General features: G+C 46.5%; 11 protein-coding genes. 9 read left to right on the top strand and 2 right to left on the bottom strand.

Annotation, left to right across the window (positions count from 1 at the left end; all coding sequences use genetic code 11):
* Positions 1-54: 54 nt before the first annotated feature.
* The 8 genes from GWR21_RS17960 (at position 55) to GWR21_RS17925 (ending at position 18,392) form a co-directional block, all read left to right on the top strand.
* Positions 55-2,475 (top strand): efflux RND transporter permease subunit, encoded by a 2,421-nt coding sequence (locus GWR21_RS17960; protein ID WP_162333081.1) that lies wholly within the window; start codon positions 55-57, stop codon positions 2,473-2,475.
* A 187-nt stretch (positions 2,476-2,662) separates the two neighbouring features.
* A complete protein-coding gene (locus tag GWR21_RS17955; protein ID WP_162333080.1) occupies positions 2,663-3,355 on the top strand; it encodes a LuxR C-terminal-related transcriptional regulator in 693 nt (230 codons plus the stop codon).
* A 593-nt stretch (positions 3,356-3,948) separates the two neighbouring features.
* Positions 3,949-7,161, top strand: coding sequence for a SusC/RagA family TonB-linked outer membrane protein (locus tag GWR21_RS17950; RefSeq protein ID WP_162333079.1), 3,213 nt, complete (start codon positions 3,949-3,951; stop codon positions 7,159-7,161).
* Positions 7,162-7,181: 20 nt separating this feature from the next.
* Positions 7,182-8,636 (top strand): SusD/RagB family nutrient-binding outer membrane lipoprotein, encoded by a 1,455-nt coding sequence (locus tag GWR21_RS17945; protein ID WP_238429855.1) that lies wholly within the window; start codon positions 7,182-7,184, stop codon positions 8,634-8,636.
* Between the two features lie 284 nt (positions 8,637-8,920).
* Positions 8,921-11,923, top strand: coding sequence for a SusC/RagA family TonB-linked outer membrane protein (locus GWR21_RS17940; protein ID WP_162333078.1), 3,003 nt, complete (start codon positions 8,921-8,923; stop codon positions 11,921-11,923).
* Positions 11,924-11,940: 17 nt separating this feature from the next.
* Positions 11,941-13,368: a RagB/SusD family nutrient uptake outer membrane protein gene (locus GWR21_RS17935; protein ID WP_162333077.1), complete on the top strand. Its 1,428-nt coding sequence runs from the start codon at positions 11,941-11,943 to the stop codon at positions 13,366-13,368.
* A gap of 574 nt (positions 13,369-13,942) precedes the next feature.
* Positions 13,943-16,963, top strand: a complete 3,021-nt coding sequence (locus GWR21_RS17930; RefSeq protein ID WP_162333076.1) for a SusC/RagA family TonB-linked outer membrane protein — start codon at positions 13,943-13,945, stop codon at positions 16,961-16,963.
* Positions 16,964-16,982: 19 nt separating this feature from the next.
* Positions 16,983-18,392 carry a RagB/SusD family nutrient uptake outer membrane protein gene (locus tag GWR21_RS17925; protein ID WP_162333075.1) on the top strand — a complete coding sequence of 470 codons (1,410 nt, stop codon included), beginning with the start codon at positions 16,983-16,985 and terminating at the stop codon, positions 18,390-18,392.
* A gap of 71 nt (positions 18,393-18,463) precedes the next feature.
* Here the strand turns inward: GWR21_RS17925 and GWR21_RS17920 are convergent, their stop codons facing one another.
* Together GWR21_RS17920 and gatB are read right to left on the bottom strand one after the other, a co-directional pair.
* On the bottom strand, positions 18,464-19,621 hold the full coding sequence (locus GWR21_RS17920; RefSeq protein ID WP_162333074.1) for a TlpA disulfide reductase family protein: 1,158 nt from the start codon (positions 19,619-19,621) through the stop codon (positions 18,464-18,466).
* Between the two features lie 15 nt (positions 19,622-19,636).
* Positions 19,637-21,091, bottom strand: coding sequence for an Asp-tRNA(Asn)/Glu-tRNA(Gln) amidotransferase subunit GatB (gatB, locus tag GWR21_RS17915; protein WP_202928959.1), 1,455 nt, complete (start codon positions 21,089-21,091; stop codon positions 19,637-19,639).
* 806 nt (positions 21,092-21,897) lie between these two features.
* Between gatB and GWR21_RS17910 the strand changes: the two genes are divergently transcribed.
* The gene (locus GWR21_RS17910; protein ID WP_162333073.1) at positions 21,898-23,268 is read left to right on the top strand and encodes an aldehyde dehydrogenase; all 1,371 of its coding nucleotides are present in this window, start codon (positions 21,898-21,900) and stop codon (positions 23,266-23,268) included.
* Positions 23,269-23,369 lie beyond the last annotated feature (101 nt).

The raw sequence follows: 23,369 nt of genomic DNA, 5'->3' as shown, positions 1-23,369 counted from the left end.
TATATGTTATTACTTTGATTACCTTTACGCCCTACTAAAATTACAACGACGCGTATGTGGCAACGCTTAGCAGGATTCGTATTAAAATTTCGTTTACCACTCCTGGTCTTATTACTGTTGGGCACTGCAGTGATGACCTATTTCGCCAGCAAAGTAGAGCTCTCCTATGAGGCCAACAAATCTATCCCGCTGGATAATGCGAAATATAAGGAATATGTCCAGTTCCGTAATTTATTCGGAGAGGATGGTAATATGATGGTGATCGGCGTGCAGACAGATAGTTTCTTTCAGAAAGATTTCTTTCATGACTATGTGAAGCTGAATGAGGATCTGAAAAAGGTGGAGTTTGTTGAGAATGTACTGAGTGTACCTTTTGCTATTAACCTGGTAAAAAATGACAGCACCCGTAAGCTGTCGGCCGAACCGCTTTTCCAGGGAGACCTGCAGCAACAGGTGGTGCTGGACAGTCTGTCCGGTAAATTAAATTCCCTTCCCTTCTACAAAGGACTACTGTATAATCCGCATACACATGCCTACCTGCTGATGGTCAACATCCAGAAAGGCGTGATGATGACACCCCGCCGTAGCGAAGTGGTAGAGAACGTGATGAAGCTGGGTGAGGCATTCGGAGAAAAACATCATACAGAGGTACGTATGAGCGGATTGCCGCTGATCCGTACGCTGATGGCGAATAAAGTAAAGAAAGAACTGGACCTGTTCCTGAAACTGTCTTTTGTGCTGACAGCTATCATTCTGCTGATCTTCTTCCGCTCCTTCAGTGCGGTGCTGATGTCGATGATCGTTGTGGCCATTGGAGTGATCTGGTCAGTCGCGACGATTGTGTTGCTGGGGTACAAGATCACTTTACTGACAGGGCTGATCCCACCATTGATCGTGGTGATCGGTATTCCGAACTGTGTATATTTTCTGAATAAGTATCATACGGAATATGCGAAGGATGGGAACAAGACGAGGGCGCTGGTGCATATGATACAGCGTATGGGTATTGTGACCCTGTTCACCAACCTGACGGCTGCTATTGGTTTCGGAGTGTTCTGTTTTACCAAGAGTTCCCTGCTGAAGGAATTTGGTGTGGTGGCCGGGTTGAACATCATGCTGATCTTTGCGATCTCTTTCATCTTCCTGCCTTCAGTGCTGAGTTATCTGCCGGCTCCGAAGACGAAGCATACCAACTACATGAACAACCGTACATTCCGTGCCCTGCTGGACGGATTGACAGCGCTGGTATTCCAGTACCGTGCCTGGGTGTATGGAGTGACGGTGGTGCTGGTAGCAGGTGCTGTGGTGGGGATGCTGAAGCTGAAGTCAGAAGCGCACATGCTGGATGACATTCCAAAGAGTGATAAGTTATATACCGACCTGAAATTTTTCGAACAGAACTTTAAGGGAGTAATGCCACTGGAGATAGCGGTGGATACAAAGAAGAAGAATGGAGTAGTGAACCTGAAGACACTGGAGAAACTGGACCAGCTGTCTCAGCTGATCGCAGCACAGCCGGACTTTGCACGGCCGTTGTCAGTTGCTGAGGGGATCAAGTTTGCAAAACAGGCCTATTATAATGGAGACAGTTCCAACTATGCGATACCTAACCAGTTCGATATAGGTTTCCTGGCGCCTTATCTGCGTATGAAGGGGGGGAATAATGCGGCGGGTAATGCGTCGGCATTTACGAAACTGGTTTCTTCATTTATGGATAGCACAAGGCAGGTAGCCCGTATGAGCGTGAACATGGCTGATGTAGGGTCAGCGAAGCTGCCGGTGTTGCTGGACTCTTTACGTCCGCAGGTAGATGAGATCTTTGATACTGCACAATATAAGGTAAGCTTCACAGGTACAAGTGTGATCTTCCTGGAGGGAAGTCGTTTCATCATCAATGGTCTGACAGAGAGTATCCTGCTGGCGTTTGTGCTGATCATTTTCTGTATGCTGTACCTGTTCCGGTCCTGGAGAATGCTGCTGATATCACTGATCCCGAATATTATCCCGCTGGCAGTTACCGCAGGTGTAATGGGCTGGCTGGATATACCATTGAAGCCATCGACGGTGCTGGTGTTCAGCGTGGCGCTGGGTATAGCTATTGATGTGACGATTCGTTTCCTGGTTAACTTCAAGCAGGAGTTGCCACATCATAACCTGGACATTTCGGCCACGGTGAAACAGACTATTCACGAGACAGGGCTGAGTATCATTTATACTTCCCTGATCCTGCTGGCAGGTTTCATGATCTTCAGTTTCTCTGAGTTTGGAGGAACGAAGGCATTGGGCTGGCTAACATCACTGACATTATTAATGGCGATGGTAACGAACCTGACTATTTTGCCGGCGTTGCTGTTGTGGATGGAAAAGGCGTTGCTGAAGAAGGCGAAGAAGAAGGAATTGTGGAATACGCTTGATGAAGAGGCAGACATGGATATGTCAGAGCTTGGGCTGAGAGAAAGGGAAAAAGAAGACTAGACAAGCATAGTTTGAACATATGTTGGAAACGCTCAATACATGATTATCAGTATTGAGCGTTTTTGTTATATCCAAATAATCTAGTGGGCTGCATTCATCCCCCCTTATTCGCCGCTTGTATAAAAGGGCGTTACATACCCGGTAAAAAGTAAGAGGTTTATAATGCCATTCTAACCTCTTTTAGTTCATGAAAAACAAATACTTAAAGGGCGCTCACCTTTCTGAGCGTAAATTTAAGGAGATACTGCGTTTATTTGCCGAGGACCTTACCGCCACTCAGATCGCCAACATAAGTGGAGTAAGCCGGGTAACAGTAAATAGTTATCTCAAGAAGATCCGCCAACAGATCGCCCGTCACTGTGAGTCTTTATCGCCCTCTGACAATCACAACCGTACTGTAGCTCCTGCCCGTAATGTTACTCATGCGCCTTCCTTGGAAGAAGGAGATGTCTCCGTAAAAACAGAAGTAGGCCGCGCCGTAAAGCCGGTAGTATTTGGTATTTACCGTTCTTCGGACCGGTTGCATACGGAGATACTGCCTGATGTAAGCCGTTCTATGATCCATTCTGTAGTCAGGAGCAGCCGTTCTATCCTGGAGATGCAGGGAGCCGCCGAGAAGATCCGCAGGTTCAGCAATGTAGTTGATCTGGGGCAATATCGCCTGTATAACCTCGAGAATGAGGGAGCAGTTACTATTGCAGATGATGTGGATGCATTCTGGGGCTTAACGAAGCACAGGCTGGCTAAGTTCAAGGGATTGAACCGCAGTACAGTCTATCTCCATCTGAAGGAATGTGAATTCCGGTATAATAACAGGAATGAAGATATCTATGAGACGTTGCTGGAGCTGCTCAAGGCGCAGCCGCTGAGTCTTTCCTGAATATTGCCCTTTCACTTACGATATTGTTGCAGTGATGCAGCTTAGCTTTTATTTAGATTCGGAACAAAACCCGGATTTAGATTTTGGTTGATGAGCGCGCAGGTGGTATTCCTATCACCTGCCTTTTTTAAACTGTTGGCCTTACTTATTGTAGTAAATTATTTTTGACCCTATAAACCCATAACACATATGTGTAACAAATTTTGATTATTACAAATAATGTTTTTTACGTTATGTTAAAAAACTGTTAAAGGGGTGTTGTAACATATAATTTGTTGGCCTATTTTCACAGAAATTATTGTTAATTAATTTATATTTGAACGTTAAAATTAAGTTAAACAACAAAGAAGGGTAAATGCTTATGAGAAAAGACCTGTGAAAGGCTTCTCACCCTCTATATACTAATTCAAGGATTTTCCAGGACAACTAAATCGTTATGACGATCGCGGGGAACCAGTAGATGTAATTGATTTTATCAACAAAGTTTTTAATCAACGTAGGACAGCTATTTCAGAGCCAGTGGTCGGTTGCCTGAGAAGAGTTTTTTCTATTCATTGAATATTTAAACTAAACAACCAGAAACAACAAAGCTTATGAGGAAAAGTTTATTTTTCCTCCTGCCCTCTATCGTGGTAGTTGGACAGGTGGTTGCGCAGACTCGCCCCATTACAGGGAAGGTTACTTCCTCTGATGATGGAAGTCCGGTGATCGGCGCTACAGTAATTGTAAAAGGTACAACGACTGGTACTGTGACAAACATGAATGGAGAGTATACCATTCAGGTACCAGCGGGAGCTACCGCCCTAACTGTGAAATTTGTCGGTATGAAAGACCAGGAGTTAAAACTCGGTAGTGGTACTAAACACAACGTAGTTTTATATCCTGATGTAACAAAACTTACTGAAACTGTAGTAACCGCTAACGCGATCCGTCGTGACAAATCATCCCTGGGTTACGCAGCACCAACAATTAAGACTGATGAGCTGACCAAAGGTCAGAGTACAAGTGCACTGAATGGTCTCGCAGGTAAGATTGCGGGTGTGAACATTGGTACAAGTGCGAACGCTCCTGGATCTTCTTCCAGAATCGTATTAAGAGGTGGTTCTTCCATCACTGGTAACAACCAGGCGCTGATGGTTGTAGATGGTATGCCTATTGACAACTCCAGCATCAATGGTGGTGATAACAGCCTTTCCTCTACCGACTTCGGTAACCGTGGTAATGACCTGAACCCTGAAGATATCGAGTCTGTAACCGTGCTGAAAGGCCCTGCGGCTGCGGCACTGTACGGTTCCCGTGCATCTAACGGTGCGTTGATCATCACTACCAAAAAAGGTAAGAAAGGTGGTAATAAGAAAAATGAAGTGACTGTAGCTTCTGCTGTTACCTTCTCTAACATTGCGAAGCTGCCTGACTTCCAGAACAAATATGGTCAGGGTTATTATAATGGTGCTGACGGGTTCGACGCAGATCCTAGGGAAAACTTCAGCTGGGGACGTCCGTTCACTGGTGTTGAAGAAGAATGGGGTCAGTCTATCAACGGTGTAAGACTGAAAAAGGCTTACAGCGCACAGACAGACAACGTTAAAAAATTCTTTGACCTGGGTAAAGCAGTTAACACTAACGTGGCTTTGTCCGGTGCTGGCGAGAAAACTACTTACTACCTGTCACTTAACAGCCTGAACTCTGATGGAGTAATGCCTGGTAACAACGACAAGTACAACAAATATGGTGTACGTTTCAATGCTTCCGCTGAACTGAGCAACAAGTTCTCTACCAGCGTAACTATGAACTACAACAAGATCAGTGCTAACATGATCCAGGGTGGTCAGGGCGGTGGTTCTGTATATAACAATATATTACAGACCCCACGTGACATTCCTATCGACAAAATGGGCGACCTGAGCAATCCTTACTATAGCTTCGGTAACCTGACCAACGCAAATGGTGTTCCTTACTATGGTTATTATGGTGCATATACCAAGAGCCCTTATTTCATTCTGCAGAACTATAGAAACCAGAATGATGTAGACAGGATGACTGGTACGTTCACTATCGAATACAAACCATTGGAATGGTTAGATGTATTAGAGCGTGTAGGTGCTGACGTTTATACTGACCGTCGTACATACAAATCTCCTAAATACTCTTTTGCACCTGCTGATGATGCTGGTAACTACAGCCAGTCAAGAAACCTGCAGACTGCTACAGGTTTGTACAGCAAAGACCAGTATAACCTGGCTGAAGTGGTACATGACTTCATGGTAACTGCTAAAAAAGACTTCGGTCCTGATTTCAAAACGTCCCTGATGGTAGGTAACAACATCCGTCAGCGTACATTGAGCACTACTGAACTGCAGACTAACGCTGCTGGTCTGGTGGTTCCAGGATGGTACAGTTTCGACAACAGTAGTGGTCCTATCATTACTTTTGATGCGCTGTCAAGACGTCGTCTGGTAGGTTTATACGCTGAGTTAAACCTGTCTTACAAAAACCTGTTGTATATCGGTGCTACTGCACGTAACGACTGGTCTTCTACCCTGCCTAAACAAAATAACTCTTTCTTCTACCCTAGCGTAAACGGATCATTTGTATTCTCCGAGCTGTTCAAAGACGCTCCACTGGCTAAGATCATCAACTACGGTAAATTAAGAGCTAGCTGGGCACAGGTGGGTAATGACGCAGATCCATATCTGCTGCGTACTTACTATGCTGCAACTTCTATCAACGGCGGTTTCGGTAGCACTACTTTCCCTTTCAATGGTATCAACGGTTACACATTGTCTGATGCAATTGGTAACTCTGCGCTGAAACCAGAGATCACAACTGCTGCGGAAATCGGTACTGAAATCAACTTCCTGGATAACAGAATCTCCCTGGACCTGTCTGTTTACAAAAACAAGTCTAAAGATCAGATCATCCCGGTTCCTTTAGCACCATCTACCGGTTCTACTCAGAAAACACTGAACACTGGTCTGGTTGAGAACAAAGGTATTGAGATCGGTTTAAGAGGTACGCCAATCCGTACTGCTTCTGGTCTGACCGTTGAACTGTTTGGTACTTATACTAAAAACAAAAATACCGTACTGGATTTAGGTGTTGCTGATCAGATCGTGATCGGTGGTTTCACTGGTATGAGCATCGTTGCTGCTAAAGGCAGACCATACGGTGAGTTCTATGCACAGGATATCCGTCGTGATGGTAACGGTAACGTAGTAGTAGATGCAAACGGTCTGCCACTGAGCACTCCAACTGCAGTATACCTGGGTTCCTACAATCCTAAATATCAGGCTTCATGGGGTGTGAACGCTGGCTACAAAGGCTTCACCTTCAGCCTCCTGTTTGATACTAAACAAGGTGGTAAATTCTTCTCCCGTACAAGAGACATCACTGACTTCGTAGGTGTATCTGAAGAATCAGCTGCTGCTGACCGTCTGGGCATCGTATGGCCAGGTTCAGTAACTGTAGATCCTAACGATGCTACCAAATTCATTCCAAACACAACGAAGTATATTCCTGAGAACTACTGGACTAACAAACCTGATGGTCAGAACGTTCTGGATGCATCTTATGTAAGACTGCGTGAGGCTAGCCTGAGCTACCGTATTCCTAAGAGCGTACTGCAGAGAACTCCGTTCGGAGATCTGACCGTAGGTCTCTTCGGTAATAACCTGGCACTGTGGGCTAAGAACAAATACGCAGATCCTGAAGTAAACTCTGGTGGTGCTGGTAACGAGCAAGGTTTCGACTTTACAGCGCAGCCGTCTCTGAGAAACTTCGGTTTTAATGTGAGAGTATCCTTCTAATGTTTAAATGCAAGCTTATAATGATGAAGAAAAATATAGTTAAGTCAGCGGCGGGTATCCTTGCAGTGCTGTCACTTTCAATAACAGGATGTAGCAAATTCCTGGATATCAACGAAAACCCGACCAGGGTTGTTGATCTGGATCCTAGCTATTTACTGCCATCTGCGCAGGCTGCTGCCGGTATGGTTGTAGGTAACAACTTCCAGGTATATGGTGGTCTGTGGGCACAATACTGGACACAGGACATCAGTTCCTCTCAGTATAGAACCCTTGAGCAGGTTAATCTGGACCCTTCCAGCTTTGACAGACCATGGCAGATCCTGTACGCAGGTGGTCTGCAGGACCTGCAGGTGATCATCGACAAAGCAAACACCAAAAGACTCGAACAGTACGCTGGTGTAGCTTACCTGATGAAAGCCTATGAGTTCCAGCTGCTGACTGACGCATTTGGTGATATTCCTTTATCAGATGCATTGAAAGCAGGATCCGCAGAAATTCTGGCGCCTAAATATGATCCTCAGAAACAGGTATACGACAGTATCTTCACATGGATCGACAGAGGTATCGCCCTGATTGACCCTGCAGCTGTTGCAGGTGGCCGTCCGGGTACCGATGACGTTGTATTTGGTGGTAACATGGCTAACTGGCAGGCTTTCGGTAATACACTGAAACTGCGTGCTTACCTGCGTCTGAGCTCAGTAGATGCTCAGAGAGCTGAAGCTGGTGTAAAAAGCCTGCAGGGTAAAACTTTCCTGACCACTGATGCAAAGATCAACTATGTAACAACTGGTGGTAGCCAGAACCCATTATATGCTGAAATCGTAGGTCTGGGTAGAACGCAGAACCTCGTTGCCAGCAAAACTAACGTAGATCAGATGAACGCGCTGGGCGATCCTCGTGTGAGCGTATTCTATGAGCCTAACCCTGATACTACCGGTATCGTAGGTATTCCTCAGGGTAGCTACAGAAGTCAGTGGGACTTCCTGTTCTCTATCCCTAGCACTACTGTAGGTGCTTCTGCACAGAAGACCGCTTCTGCTACTGCTCCTGTAAAATTCATCTCTGCAGCTGAAAGCTATTTCCTGCAGGCTGAAGGTGTAGCACGTGGCTGGTTGACCGGTGATGCAAAAGCGCTGTATCAGTCAGGTATCACTGCCAGCTTTACCGCTTACAATGTAACTCCTGGTGCTTACATCACTACGCAGGCTGCTGCCTTCCCAGCTGCTTCTGCTGATCAGATCAAAGCGATCATCACCCAGAAGTATTTCGCCATGTGCGGAAACCAGAACTTCGAAGCATGGACAGAATGGCGTCGTACAGGTTATCCTGATTTCTTCGTTCGTTCTCAGGCTTCTGTATTACCTGCTGGTCAAATGCCTCAGCGCTTCCTGTATCCAAACAGTGAAATCACCAGAAACCCGAACTTCCCGGGTGCTAAACTGGCGTATGACAAAGTTTGGTGGGACGCTAACTAAGCTATAACGGATATGTATATATCGAAGGGCCTGTTATTTAACAGGCCCTTTTTTGTGCCCATGCCTTCCCCTGCTCTCCGGTAACCCCACTTATACGTTAACGCCTCACATTCCATATCATTTGAAGATTTTTTATATCTTGTGTTGCTTTTTGACTGTGTGAAGATCAAAACAATAAAAGACACGGGGGACTATTGGTCGCATTTAACCACAGATGCGACATCTCAATCTTGGTACTATATATCGTACTGCCTGACTTCCAGCATTAATTAAAAATCTACTTGATGAAAAAAGGAGTATTCCTGTATCTGTTTTCATTAATATCTGTGCTACCAGCATTCGCGCAGATGAGGACACTTACAGGCACTGTTACAGCCGATAGCAGCGGTACGCCCCTGCCCGGTGTTACTATCCACCTGAAAGGCTCCACCTATCGCGTAGCCACCAGTCCGGATGGGTCTTATTCTATGAGCATCGGGGGAACGCCCGAACTGCAATTCTCTATGGTCGGGTTTCAGTCCCGGCAGGTGAAAGTCGGACCAGACATGACCCGGTTAGACATCAAACTGGCATCTGTATCCTCCAAGCTATCAGAAGTAGTAGTGGTCGGATATGGCGAGCAATCCCAGCAATATACCACACAGGCTGTTGCTGTTGTGAAAGCTGCTGATTTTGCCAATGTACCTACAGTCACACCTCAGCAGCTACTGCAGGGACAGGTAGCCGGTGTCAGCATGACCAATTCTTCGGGCTTGCTGGGTAATGCCTCCCTGGTAAGGGTAAGAGGAACGGCGTCCATCACAGCAGGTACACAGCCGCTGTTTATTGTAGATGGGGTGCCATTAAATGATGGCGCGTACAACAGTACCAATAACGGGGGTGGTTCTTTACTGAATCCACTGCTGGAAATGAATCCTGATGATATTGAGTCCATTACTGTACTGAAAGATGCTGCTGCTGCCGCTATTTATGGCTCCCGAGGATCGAACGGGGTAATACTGATCGCTACTAAAAAAGGTGGCTACAGGCAGAAAACCCAGATCAGGCTGGACTACGCCACCGGCTGGGTGAGGCCTACCGGTAAAATAGATGTCTTAAATGGCCCTGAATACGCCAGTTTCTTTAATAACTATATCACCAAAGTGACAGGCGCTGCTCAGAAGGATTTTCCTGCGGAAAGTACCGACTGGCCTTCCCTGGTAACAAGGACCGGTCGTAATAGTAACTATTCATTATCTGCTAATGGTGGTAATGAAAAGACCCGCTTTTATATAGGCGGTAATTACGCTGATGATGAAAGCTTCGTGATCGGTAACAACCTGCAGAAGTACTCCGGAAGAATTAATCTGGAACATACCGCTAATAAGCATTTACGCCTTGGTGTTAACTTCACCACTGCTTATACCAACATGGACCGTATACCGGTTGAAAATGGCACGCAGGCACCTTATACAAGAGGACTGCTGAATACTCCCTTTACGGCTGCCTATACTGCCGACGGACAGTATGATTCGCCAGGTAATAACCCACTCGCCTATATTAATCTGAGTAGCAATAAATATTATACCCGCCGCAATACCGGTAATGCCTATGCAAAACTGAATATTACTGACTATCTGTGGGTGAAAACCGACTGGGGTATGGACTTCCTGGAAACAGAAGAGAGATATCGCAGATCAGCCAAAATAACGGGCACTACTGCCGGTACTGCCGGAAGAACCATCTGGCAGGATAATAAATGGCTGACCACTAACAGTATCAATTTTGATAAACGTTTCGCTGACGTACACCAGGTGACTTTACTGGCGGCGCACAGTTATGAAACAGCCAGATATGATGACATCAGGGTAACAGGTTCCGGTTTCACCAGCGATCTGCTGCCGAATGTCGGATCAGCTGCTACCATTACCGGTGCGGCAACGGGAAAGGCCTGGGGACTTGAATCCTACATCTTCCGTGGTAACTACCGCTATAAAGATAAATATCTCTTTGAAGGAACATTGCGCCGCGATGGTTCTTCCCGCTTTGATGCCAATAACCGTTTTGGTAACTTCTGGGCAGTATCCGGCGGCTGGATCATGTCGGAGGAGCGTTTTATCCGTGACCTGGGCTTCATTGACTACATGAAAGTTACTGCCAGCTACGGCGTGACAGGTAACGACCGCATTGGTTACTACGATTATATGTCATTGTACACGGCGGGTAATGATGCTAACTATGGCGGACAACCTGGTCTCAGACCTACGCAGATCAAAAACCCTAAACTCAGCTGGGAAGAAAACCGTCAGCTGGATCTGGGCGTAGCGGTCAATGTACTGGATAACAGATTACAATTATCAGTGGATTATTACAGCAAGCATTCAAAGAACCTGCTGTTGTATATGGTCATACCTTCCACAACCGGTTTTGGATTTGCTACCAGGAACACCGGCGAAATGCTGAACAGAGGTGTGGACCTGCAAATCACAGGTGTGCCGGTAAAGACAAAAGACCTGCAATGGACCACCACCCTGAATCTGGGTTACCTGCACAACAAGGTCTTATCACTTCCCCCTGATAACAAAGATGATGAAAACAGGAACTTTGTGTTAAGCACATATAACGGCCAGCGTGTGCTGCAGGGACATTCACTGAACACTTTTTACCTGTTGAAATATAAGGGTATCAATCCGGAAACCGGCGACCCGGAATGGTATACCAAGGATGGAAAGGTAACCTCTACGCCTTCTGCAAAAGACCAGAATATCGTCGGTAGCGGCATGCCAAAATGGACAGGTGGATTTAACAATACGGTGCGTTACAAACAGTTTGATCTGGGTGTGAATTTCTATTTCTCCTATGGCAATAAAGTGATGCTGACAGAATTCAGAGAGCTGGATAATGTCAAAGTGAATGTTAGTACCAACGTCAGCAAGGACCTGCTGAACTACTGGCAGAAACCGGGCGATCAGGCATTTGCACCAGCTGCTACCAGTGCTTCCTGGAAGAACGGCAATAGCTTTGCCCAGCTTTCCAGTGCGCAGCTGTTCAATGGTTCATTCCTGCGTCTTAAAACACTCAGCCTGGGATATAATGTACCGGCCAGCCTGCTGAACCGTACACGTGTACTGAGCGGCGTTCGCCTGTATGCAATGGGACAAAACCTCCTGACCGTAAAAGACAGGCATTTCCGTGGTGCTGACCCCGAAGTATCTCAGTATGGTGCCAATGCACAGGTTGCAGGAGAAGGCTATTTCTCTTTGCCGCAACCTAAATCAATCACAGTAGGTGCAAACCTGGTATTTTAAAAATGAAAACAGCCAACATGAACCGGAAAAATAAGATATGGATATGGCTGCTGGCAGGTGTGACCTGTACCAGCTTGTTTTCCTGCAGTAAGGACCTTCAGCAGGATCCGGAGCAGGCTATTCCTTCAGACCTCGTATTTACATCTGGCCCTACCTCTTTAAGCGCATTATACGGCGTATACAGCCGCTCTCAGCGTCCGGAGGTTACAGGAGGTCAGCCACAGATCATAGGCGATTTTATGGCAGATAATGCTGAATGTTATGGAACAGCATTATTCAGTGAGATCAGCACATTTACAGCCTCCCCTTCCAGCTCTATCATCAGTGAGATGTGGCGCATTCATTTTGATGCGATCATGGGCGCTAATATGGTGATAGAGAAAGTGCCGGGTGTACAGGACCCTGCCTTCTCCGCAAAAGACCGTAAGATGTATGTGGCGGAAGCAAAGTTTGTGAGAACAATCCTGTACTTCCAGTTACTGAACCTGTTTGCACAGCCTTATCAGGTACAGCAGGGTGGAACACCGGGCATTCCTGTTGTCACTGCTGCCTTTGATGGTAACATTACTTACCCTTCCAGAGGTACTGTGAATGAAGCCCACGCACAGTTCGAAAAAGATCTGCTGGAAGCATTACCCGACCTGTCACCTACCTTCAGTGACCCGGTGATGGCAAGAGGCCGTGCTACAAAAGGTGCTGCATTCGCATTGTTGTCCCGACTGTATCTGTATCGTGAGCAGTGGGATAAAGCTGCACAATATGCCGACAGTGTACTGAAGTCGCCTTATTACAACCTGGCCACTGATTATGCTTTCTATGATGCGAATACCATGGAAGATGTCTTCTCTGTTCAGAATACAGACACAGACCCTCCTGGCAGCGGTTTTGGCTGGGCCTATTATTACAGGCCTTTTGCCACTAATAACGGTGGATTCTGCCCTTTTACAACCTCACTGGAAACTGCCTTTACACAGGAGGCGAATGATAAACGTTTCCTCATGAGTGATGAAGGCACTGCCGGTAATGGACAGAAGAAACGGTTCACACTGAAGTTCCCGAACGTCGGTACTTATAAAGATAATGCGCCGCTGATCCGGGTTACTGAAATGTACCTGAACAGAGCCGAAGCACTGGCGGAACTGAATGGTGTAAATCAGGAGTCTGTTAAACTGATGAATGCATTGAGAAGACGCGCCGGACTCGCTGAATGGGATATCAACACATTCGGAGAAAAAGAAGCTTTCATTAATGCAATTCTGAATGAAAGGCGTAAGGAACTTTGCTTTGAAGGACATCGGAGAATGGACCTGTTAAGAAGAGGCTTCTCATTGCGTGAAAATGATCCGGCGAAGAAGGCGGGTGCTGACAGAGTGATACTGCCGCTTCCTCAGAGAGAGCTTGATGTGAGTCCTGCTCTGAAAGGCCATCAGAACCCTGGATACTAACAGATATAACTATTGTAATACAGGAAAAAGCATTAAATGTGCCTGGTCACATTTAATGCTTTTTTTTATGATACCCCAAATACAGTGTCTGGCGCACGGTCAGTAATTGATCACTAGCTGGCACCTTGCTCATACAATTATTTTCCCTTCAGACCCCAGTATCAACGGGAATTATTCGCTAATCCAGAAAAAAATTGAGTGAAGGGACAAGATAATTTCCAGGCAATTTCATATATTGCATATGTGACTTATTGTGAACAAAGACGAGCCAAAATCTGAATCAACAATTCCTGAAGAGACCCGACCCACCAACTTTTGCCGCTGAGAAAGGAATTACTTGAAACGTACTATTGAACATCAAAAACCAATTACACGAATGAACCTTACTGCCTGACATGGGGGCGGAGTAACTGTTGCCTGAAAATGTAGCATACATCCTCTTTTTATGTGTTGATCCGTCAGGTAAGTAAGTCTTACGTACAATCATGCTGTACGTACAGGCCGTGTTATTTCATTAGCCTAAACTTTAACTATGAAGTAAATATCCGGACGTTTTTATCAATCAAAATCGCTTATGAAACACACTTTACTCCTATGGCTAATAATGGCCATCAGCGTGCTGCCCGCGCTTGCCCAAACCCGAACGATCAAGGGAAAAGTTACCGACGCAAAAGACGGCTCAGCTGTGCCCTATGCCACTGTCAGGATCCATGGCTCCAATAAGGGTACCGCCACTGATCAGAATGGAAACTTCAGTATCGAACTCGGTGCTGGTCAAACCCTCGTGATCTCTTCCGTTGGTTTCGGCGCCCAGACTGTAAAACCAGACCAAAGCGGTTCTGTGAATGTATCACTGGCTGCTGATAACACCCTCACAGAGTACATCGCTACCGGGTATGTAAATACCAACAGGGTGAAAAAGGTAAGTGCTGTTGCGGAAGTAACCGCCGAAAAACTGGCTAATACGCCGCTCGTAGACATTAACCAGGCATTGCAGGGGCAGGCCGCTGGTGTCTTTGTAGGTGGCGCTTCCGGTCAGCCAGGGTCCGTACAGAATGTACGTATCCGTGGTGTTGGATCTATCAGCGCAAGTGCTGCTCCGCTATATGTGATCGATGGTATCATTGTAGATGGTAGAGATGTTAACAACACCAGCAATCTTGCACTGCAATCCAATGACCTCCTCGCCAACCTCAACCCTAACGACGTGGAAAGTATCAATGTACTGAAAGATGCATCAGCCACTGCCATGTATGGTTCCAGAGGTGCCAATGGTGTGATCGTTATCACTACCAAAAAAGGCAAGGCTGGCGTCACTACTTTCGGTGCACGTGCGCAGTATGGCTCATCTAAAGCAAGCTTTGGTAAATCAGGTTTGCTCACGCCCGCTGAAAGTCTCGCCTACAACCGTGATGTACTCGCTCTCAATGGATACACACCGGCAGAAATTGATGAGGAATTTCCTGCTTCCCTGCTGTCTACCGGCTTTGACTGGCGCGATGCGGGTTTCCGTACCGCAAAGATGCAGGACTATGGCATCTCCGCTTCCGGTGGTAATGAAAAAACGAAACTATACCTTTCTGCCGGCTACAATGATCAGGAAGGTACTGTTATCAACTCCGGGCTGAAACGTTATACTCTTATTTCTAACGTATCTCAGAAAGTCAATGACAGACTGGATGTTTCCACGAACCTGAACCTATCTCAGAGTGATGCCAATAGCGCAATGGGTGGTAACTATTACGCCAGCCCACTACTCGGTGCCTTCTTCGTCTCTCCTTTCCAAAGCCCTTACAAACCTGATGGTTCATTGTATACAGGTCTGGAAGCTGACTTTAATGCCGCCAGTGGAGATAACTTTCTCTATTCTATTTACAGGAACGATAAGAAGTTGAGCAACTTCCGTGGACTTGGTGGTGTAACTGTTGCCTATCGCATATTTGACTGGCTGAAAGTTCAGGAGAAAGTGAACCTGGATATGGTGAACTCTTCAGCTAATCTGTTCTACGATCCTACTACCGGTGATGGATACAATGCGGCCGATCCGTTGAAAAGTGGTAGTATTTACAACCAGAGCCTGAAGGCTACCACGCTGACGAACCAGTTTTCATTTACCGGTAATTTTAATATTGGTGAAGATCATCAGCTGGATTACCTCGCACTCACCGAGTATAACCGCTTCAAGTCAAGATCATTTAACGCTGAAGGTATCGGTATCATCGGTAGTCAGTTGAAAGTACTTGACATTACTGCTACACCGCAGGCTGTCGGTGGTAACGCAACAGACTATACGTTCCTGTCCTATATGGGACAACTGAACTATTCATTCAGACAAAAATATAACCTGAGCGTAGGCGCCAGAACTGACGGGTCATCCCGTTTTGGTGTGAATAACCGTTACGGTACCTTCTTCTCAGTAGGTGCATCATGGAGATTGATCGAAGAAGGGTTCATGCAATCGCAGAACGCATTCTCTGATCTAAAATTGCGCGTCAGCTATGGCCAGACAGGTAATGCTGATTTTGGTACGATCGATAACTTCGTAGCCCGTGCATTGTACGACTATGGTACTTCCTACAATGGTGCACCTGGTAACGCGCCGAATACGATCGGTAACGTTGATCTGACATGGGAAAAGAACAAGTCATTTAATATCGGACTGGACCTTGCCCTGCTGAACGGCGCTATCTCTGCAACGATCGATGTGTACAAACGTAATACCGACGGATTATTACTGAACACGCCTGTGTCTTCTACCAGTGGGTTCACTACACAGATGACCAATGTGGGTAGCCTGGAAAATAAAGGTATCGAAGCACTGATCACCTCTAAAAATTTTGACGATAACAACGGTTTCAGCTGGAGAACGGAGCTGAATATCGGTATGAACAGGAACAAGGTAACATCCCTCTTCATGGGACGTGATGTGGCAGGTGCTAACAGTACGCAATTACACAGGGTAGGACAGCCGGTACAGAGCTGGTACCTGAATGAGTGGGCCGGTGTTGATCCTAAAAATGGTGATCCTTTATGGTATACTGCTGATGGTAAAACAACCAACAATATTAACCTGGCAGAAAGAAGGATCGTTGGTAACAGCCAGCCTAAATTCACCGGTGGTCTGACCAACACGTTTGAATATAAAGGTATCAGCCTTTCTGTATTCTTCTACGCAGTAACTGGCAATAAGATCCTGAACAGAACAAGGAATCTGGGTGATGCTGATGGTGCCTATTTTGGTTATGGATACGATAAACTGGCAGCACAGAACTACTGGAGAAAAGAGGGTGACATCGCAGAAAGACCTAAACCAATTCCTGGTGGTAACAAAAATGCCAACTCTGCATTATCCACCCGCTACCTCGAAGATGGTTCCTTCCTCCGTCTGAGGAATATCAACCTGGCTTACAGCCTGCCTGCTAAATGGGTGAGAGCCGCAAAACTCTCCAGTGTTAAACTATATGCACAGGCGGCCAATCTGGCTACCTGGACGAGCTATACCGGATGGGATCCCGAACAGGATATCAGTGCCCTGGAATTCTTCAGATACCCACCTTCAAAGAGTATCACATTTGGCGCAAATATTAACTTCTAATTCAGGTAATTGATCAGATATGAAAAAAATTATTCTCCCGATATTAATGGCTGCCCTGCTTGTTGTCAACCAGGGCTGTAACAAAGAACTGGACCTTTATCCTGCCGACAAATTACCGACTGCTGATGCACTGAAAGATATTCAGGGTGTCAATGCCGCTGTAAATGGTATGTACGAAGGACTAAAGGTAACTGAATATTATGGCAGGAACTACCTCATCATACCTGAGATCACTGCCGATAACGTATACCTCTCGTTTAACAACAGTAACCGTTTTCTGTCCAGCTGGCGTGTAAGCTGGGTGTTGGCCGATGGTGACGTTACCGGTATCTGGAACCGGATCTATGCAGTGATATTACGTGCCAATAACATCGTGAACAGCGTGCCACTGTTACAGGATGGAACAGACGCAGAAAAGAACAGTGCACTTGGACAGGCATTGTTCGTACGTGCGCTGGGACACTTCGACCTGCTGCGTGTTTTTTCAACACCCTATGCGATAGGTGGTGGGTCTACATTGGGCGTACCTGTGATGACGAAATTCGAAGTGGGCTCGCCTAAAAGAAACACAGTTGAAGAAGTATATACACAGGTCATTGCCGATCTGACAAAAGCAAAAGAGTTATTACCTGCCGACAGGAATGATCCTTACACAGCCAGCTCCTATGCTGCTTCTGCATTGCTGGCCAGGGTATACCTGTACAAAGGTGATAATGCAAATGCTATTACAGAGGCTACCAGGGTTATTAACGGCGGTTATCAGATCGCTGCTGCCAGTACCCTAACCAACTTCTATAATACGCCTGGCACACCGGAAGATATCTTCACCGTAAGAATACTGAGTAATGAATCATTGGGCTCTGATAACTTCGGCCGTATGTACCTGAAACCAGGTTATGGTGATATCAGGGTGTCTCCGGATTTAAAGAATGTGCTGGAGACAGGAGATGCAAGAAACGTATATGTATCTGAATTTACAGGTAGCCCCGCTGAATTTCAGAATAACAAATTCAGCGGCCAGGATGGTATTTCCGGTCTGTATAGTGCCAAGGTGCTGCGTATCTCTGAGATGTACCTGATCCGTGCAGAAGCCTATGCGAAATCAGAAAATTATGCAGCTGCACTGACGGACGTTAATGCGATCCGTACACATCGTAATCTGACTCCGCTGGAGAATATACCTAACGCAAACGTGCTCACAGCCGTGTTAAAGGAGAAGCGTGTGGAATTTATGTTTGAAGGACACCGTTACTTCGACCTGCTGAGAAACAAACTGGATATCGTTCGTAATTATTGTAACAATCCAAATCAGTTAAATACGCCCAGATGTACCATTGAAGCCAGCTCTCCGACTGCGATCTTCCCGATCCCGCAGCGTGAGATAGATGTGAATTTGAACATCGAACAGAATCCGGGCTATAAAAAATAACCGTGGTCGACTAGTTAATAAAAAAGCGTCCGCCTCAGGCGGACGCTTTTTTTATCTGTCAGTGACTGATGTTACTGTAATACTTCCTGCAGTTTTGATTCCAGTGCAGGGCCTCTCAGACCAATTGCAACGACTTTACCCTGTGGGTCCAGCAGCATATTGGTAGGGATGGAACTGATACCATACAGTGGTACCACTTTTGATTCCCAGAGCTGCAGATCGCTTACATGTGTCCAGGTCAGACCATCTGCTTCAACGGCTTTATCCCATGCCTCTTTTGACTTGTCAAGTGACACACCAACGATCGTGAAATTCTTTCCTTTGAATTTATTGTAAGCGGCTACTACATTCGGATTTTCTCTGCGGCATGGCTGGCACCAGCTGGCCCAGAAATCAACCAGTACATATTTCCCTTTGAAAGAGCTGAGGCTTACCGATTTTCCTGACTGATCAGGCAGGGTGAAATCAGGTGCAGTCTGGCCTACTTTTAAGGTGGTCATATTAGGTTCTTCAACCACATCACCGGCAGATGCCGTCTGTGGTGCTGCCGGCTCTTTCAGTTTGTCTGTGAAGCTGGCGATGAGTGTATTCTCCGGGAAATGTTTCTTCACATCATCCAGCAACTTAGGTTCTGATACCAATATCTGAGGCCCAAGAACGCTCATAGAGAAAGCGGCAACTGCAGGCGATTTAGTCTCAGATATGGATTTAATAAAGAAGTTCTTGAAGTCATCCTGTTTTGCCTTAAATGCGGCTATTTTCGGCTGCATAATGCTATCCGGCGTCTTTAGCTTGGCAAGACTGTCAAGTACTGTCATTTCAGCTGAAAGGGCCTTGTCTTTCTGACTGGCTTCATTCAGTAGTTCCTGGATCTCAGAAGTAGCTTCCGAATTATCGATCTTCAATTTGTCCAGCTCATTGTAGTCGCCGGTGATGCTCATTGTACCAGCATCCAGACCCAATGGTATGTAGCTGTTTGTTCCGCCAAAGCGGATGCGGTATAAGCCCTGTTCAGGTAACATACCTTTCAGGGTGAATTTACCGCTGGCGTCTTTGATCACAGCCGTATCCACTACTTTTACTTCTCCCACTGCCAGCTCTTCCAGGTAGATGGTACCCAAAGGAGCGTTATCTATATGTGCGTTGATCGTAAAATCGCCCTTCTCTGTCTGTTGTGCGCAACTGCTCAGCAATAAACCGGTCAGCGCCCATAAAGCAAGTTTCGTCATATTCTTCAGTTAAAATTATTTCAGTTTTTCAGCTAATAGCTGGTTGGTCATTTTAGGATCAGCCTTACCTTTGGAGAGCTTCATTACTTCTCCCACAAAGAGCGCCATTAATCCTTTTTTACCTTTCCGGAATTCAGCCACCTTATCAGGATATTTTGCCAGTACCTCGTCGATGATCGGAGAGATGCTGTCAGCATTGTTATCCTGCAGCAAGTTTAGTCGCGTGGCAATATCCAGCGGCTTTTCCTGCGGTGTTTTCAGCAGTTCCGGGAAGATACGGGAAGAGGCAATGGAGAAGCTCACTTTGCCATCCTCAACAAGTTGTATCAGGGCTGCTAATGCAGCTGGCGATAACGGGAATTCGTCCATCGCTGTACCCTGTTCGTTCAGGGTCGATTTGACAGGCCCCAGTAACCAGTTGGCCACTGCTTTATGTTTCGGAATGATGTTCACTACCTGCTCGTAATAGTCGGCAGTCGCCTTGTCATCACATACTACGCGTGCATCATATTCCGGCAGGCCAAATTGTGTCACATATCGTTGCACCATTGCCTCTGGTAACTCCGGCAGTGCTTTCAGCATAGCATCCAGGTAATCGTCGGACAAATGGAAAGGTGCAAGGTCTGGTTCCGGGAAATACCGGTAGTCATTCGCTTCTTCTTTGGAACGCAGGGAGAAGGAAGTACCGTTGCCGGCGTCAAAACTTCTCGTTTCCTGCATGATGGTACCGCCTTCTTCCACAATGGAGATCTGGCGTTTTATTTCACCCTCTACCGCACGTTTTACGTTGCGGATGGAGTTCAGGTTCTTTACTTCTACTTTGGTACCCAGTCTGGTCTCACCTTTCAGGCGGATGGAAATATTAGCATCACAACGCATACTGCCTTCTTCCATGTTTCCGTCGCATACATCCAGCCAGCGTACCAGCCGGCGCAGGGTGGTCAGGAAGGAATATACCTCTTCACTGTCATGCAGATCAGGCTCTGTTACGATCTCTACTAATGGTACACCGGCACGGTTATAATCGACCATGGTGAATGATGGGTCCTGATCATGCATGGATTTACCAGCATCTTCTTCCAGGTGAATGCGGTTCAGCTTGATTTTCCGCTCGCCACCGGCCACGGGGATCGTAACGTAGCCACCGTCGCAGATAGGCGCGGTATGCTGGGATATCTGATAACCTTTGGGAAGGTCCGGATAGAAATAGTTCTTACGGGCAAAGTAATTATCCTTCTCAATCCTGCTGCCACAGGCCAGACCCAGGCGGATGGCATATTCCACCGCTTTCCGGTTCAGTTTGGGAAGGGTACCCGGATGACCCAGTGTAATAGGGCTGATATGGGTATTGGGAGCGCCTCCGAAAGCTGCACTGTCTCCACAAAATAATTTACTTTCTGTCAGTAGCTGGGCATGTACTTCAAGTCCTATAACTACCTCATATTTGTCTAAATCGATGGCTGCGCTCATGATAATCTTCTGCTATTAGCACAAATATATACAATGAAGGGTAGAAAGGTAGTACAGATTGGTCTGCCGGATGCAGCAGGCCTGGTAAAATAGCCGGAAAGCTTTGCTGGCAGCGGCTGATCATTATTTTCAGCTACAGGTCGCTCTACTCACCTGCCGGATGGCCGGTCAGGGCGATCGCTTGAAAATAATATTGGATTTTAACAAAATTTTAGTATTCTTGTGTCGCGAAACCATTCAACCTATATGCTGTCCCGTCTTATTTCCTTCACGGACAATTTTTCTTGTTTTAGCATCATTTAGCCTGTATTCTGTATCAGTTTTACTGATCATCCATATCTTTTATCAGGCCGTTACCTGCAGATCCATCGCTGAAAAAAGCTGCAGTCCAGGCCGGACCTTTGCTATTGAACCGAATACACTTCCATTAAACCTACATGCTGTCCATTTAACCTATATTCTGTACTGATCAGCTGTTTTCTCACCTCAGGCTTACAACACCGGCCCTGTGCCTGTCAGCCATAGGTGCATGCGCCGGGCGGAACGGGGGGCACCTCTCTCCTATTGTCGCCTTTGACTATGATCCATCACAAATATTACAAGGAATTTTGACGTAATCCCGACCAAAGTACACGAGCCGTTTATTGGCGTCACACGGGGTCGATATCGCGTCACAAGCCGTTTTTTATGTTAAAAAACAACCGGCGTGAAGTGATTTCACAATGGTTCATCTGCCCTACCTGCTATATGCCCGACATCCACTACTGATAGGCTACATTAGTCATTTTCGTTACCTTTCAGGGTGTATGAACACCCAGGACATCTATCATATACAGCAGCAGTTTTTTACGTCAGGGAAGACCCTGTCCTACAAATTCCGGAAGCAGCAGCTCCGGTTACTGAAAACCGCCATCAAGCGGCGGGAAAAGGACATTCTGGACGCTTTACATGCCGATCTGCATAAACATCCGGTAGAAGCATATAGCAGCGAAATAGGAACCTTATACGTTGAAATCAGGCACTTACTCAGTCACCTCAAAGACTGGATGCGGCCTGAAAAGGTCGCCAGCCCTTTCGTGATGTACCCGAGTAAGAGCAGGATCTACCGGGCACCACTGGGGTTAGTCTTTATCATAGCGCCCTGGAACTATCCATTTCAGCTGGTAATGGCCCCGCTGGCCGGTGCTATTGCCGGAGGGAACTGCGCTGTTGTGAAACCTTCGGAGCTGGCTCCGCATACATCTGCAGTGATTGCCACCCTTATCAGAGAAACGTTTGACCCCGCTTACATTACCACGCTGGAAGGCGAAGGCAGTACTGTCATTCCGGAGATGATGCAACACCGGTTCGATCATGTGTTCTTTACCGGCGGCCCCGCCGTCGGCCGCAGGATCATGGAGATGGCCACGCCACATCTCACATCAGTCACATTGGAACTGGGCGGAAAATCGCCCTGTATTGTTGATGAAACGGCTAATATCCAGGTGGCAGCAAAAAGGATTGTATGGGGGAAATTCTGGAACGCCGGACAAACCTGTATAGCGCCTGATTACATACTGGTGCACACCAGGGTTAAAGATGAGCTGGTGGCGGCGATGAAAAAGGCGATTGTCCGGTTCTTCGGAGAGCAGCCTGCCACGAGCCCCGACTATGCACGCATCATCAACGCAAAACGTTTTCAGGCTTTGCAAACCTATCTGACACAAGGAAAAGTTCTTCATGGCGGAACAGCAGATGAAGCACAGCTCTTTATTGCGCCTACCCTGCTGGATCAAGTTTCATGGAATAGTCCGGTGATGCAGGAAGAGATCTTTGGTCCGATACTGCCGGTTGTTACCTATAGTACACTTGAAGAGGCCGTACGACTGGTCAGGCAACAGCCTTATCCCCTGTCGTTATACCTGTTCACCAGCCGCAAGGCGACAGAAAAGCAGGTCATGGAACAGGTGCATTTTGGCGGTGGTTGTGTTAATAACACGCTGGGCCATTTTACAAATCCGGAAATGCCTTTCGGCGGTGTGGGCAATAGTGGTATGGGACAGTATCATGGTAAATACAGCTTTGATACATTCACGCATCCAAAGAGTATTATGAAGACGGGTACCTGGATCGATATTGCAATGAAATATCCGCCTTTTAAGGGTAAACTGGGGTTGATCAGAAGAATATTAAGATGATATTATATTCACATGGTATTGTGTCATAATATCATGCCATTGAGAAGCCTAATTGATTGATAATGATTTTATTGTGTTTTTAAAGGAGCGGAACACGCTTC

Source organism: Chitinophaga agri (assembly GCF_010093065.1).
Taxonomy (GTDB): Bacteria; Bacteroidota; Bacteroidia; order Chitinophagales; family Chitinophagaceae; genus Chitinophaga; species Chitinophaga agri.
Note: the sequence above shows the minus strand (reverse complement) of the source record. Positions and strands in the feature narration are given on the sequence as shown.